We start from the raw sequence: 1,179 nt of genomic DNA, 5'->3' as shown, positions 1-1,179 counted from the left end.
ATACAGAGCCAAGCGGCAAGGCAGGGCTTGCCGGCAAGCGGTTCCTCGCCTTCGCCGGTATCGGCCATCCCGAGAAATTCTTCGACACGGTGCGCGAAGCCGGCGGCGAACTGGCGTTGACGCGGCCGTTTCCGGACCACCATTTCTTTGCCGAGGACGAACTTGCCGAGTTGGCGGCGACCGCACGCACTGAGGGGCTGGTGCTCATCACCACCGCCAAGGACGCGGCCCGGCTGCGCCACGGCGCCCCACAGGACTTTCTCGACCGGCTCGAGGTGCTGGAGATCGACACTGTCTTCGAACTCGATCACGTTCCCGAGCGCATCATCGACGAGACGCTCGATGCCTGGCGCCAGCGCAAGCTGAAGGGTTAACCGCGTTTACGCAGCTCCGGATGCATCTCGATTTCGCGGCGCAGCGAGGCGGTGGCGCTGATGTACGGCTCCTGCCTGGCGACGCTCCAGTATTTCAACTCGTCGAGCGGAATGCTTTCGCCTGTCACCGCGCAACGCACGAACGCGCCGGGACTGGTAACCTGGAAGTCGCCATCCAGATAGCGGATGCGGGCTTCCTTGCCGCCGGGGCCTTCGAAACGGTTCATCATGCGGGGACGCCAGGGTTCATGAGGATTTCATCGCCATAAATTCCCGGCGAGGTCAAGCATGCGACAAGCCTGAGACAATGCTGAACGCTTATTGTGAGGCGGAAAAATGGTGTTGGTGGGCCGCAATGGACATTTCCTCCACTCGTCTTCCCGCCTTGCTCAGGGAAGTGATGACGCCGCAGGCCGTGCCCTCGGGGCAGGCCGATCCAGTCATGACGGCACTGGTCAAGGCGCTGGTCCAACCGCCGGCGCCGTCTCTGCTCGCACAACAGACAGCGCCAGCGCTGTTGACTTTGCCGGCCGCGCCAATGGCCGTCAAATCGCAGCAGATCGCATCGGCTGGCATCGTCGATGCCTATCTTGCCCAACTTGAGACGGGCGAAGAGGCGGCGTTGGCAACGATCGCGGCGAGAAAGGCAAAACCCGAAGCCGAAACGCCGCGAGCCTTCTTGCCGCCTCCGACAACGGCCAATGATAATGCTCCTGCCAGGGTTGCGGGGCTGTCATTGCTGTCGCTTATCCCGCCGCAGGCTCCAGTCCCGCGCAACGCTGCCGCTTTGGGTGCATTGGCGGGC

At 63.2% G+C, this 1,179-nt stretch carries 3 protein-coding genes; 2 read left to right on the top strand and 1 reads right to left on the bottom strand.

Going from position 1 to position 1,179, the window contains the following annotated elements; all coding sequences use genetic code 11:
* The coding region (locus EN906_RS34725; protein ID WP_206529266.1) for a tetraacyldisaccharide 4'-kinase at positions 1-374 on the top strand (374 nt) is incomplete at its 5' end.
* Here EN906_RS34725 and EN906_RS34720 read toward each other — a convergent pair.
* Positions 371-604, bottom strand: coding sequence for a DUF2093 domain-containing protein (locus tag EN906_RS34720; protein ID WP_031213688.1), 234 nt, complete (start codon positions 602-604; stop codon positions 371-373). The two genes, EN906_RS34725 and EN906_RS34720, sit on opposite strands and share 4 nt — an antisense overlap.
* A 125-nt stretch (positions 605-729) precedes the next feature.
* Here EN906_RS34720 and EN906_RS34715 point away from each other — a divergent pair.
* On the top strand, positions 730-1,179 hold a 450-nt coding region (locus EN906_RS34715), incomplete at its 3' end, for a hypothetical protein (RefSeq protein WP_127375802.1).

This window comes from Mesorhizobium sp. M7A.F.Ca.CA.004.06.1.1 (assembly GCF_003999135.1).
In the GTDB taxonomy this organism is placed as follows: Bacteria; Pseudomonadota; Alphaproteobacteria; order Rhizobiales; family Rhizobiaceae; genus Mesorhizobium.
Note: the sequence above shows the minus strand (reverse complement) of the source record. Positions and strands in the feature narration are given on the sequence as shown.

Excerpts from the sequence above, each read along its gene's own strand:
- EN906_RS34720 (WP_031213688.1), bottom strand. The coding sequence starts at position 604 with ATGATGAACCGTTTCGAAGGCCCCGGCGGCAAGGAAGCCCGCATCCGC.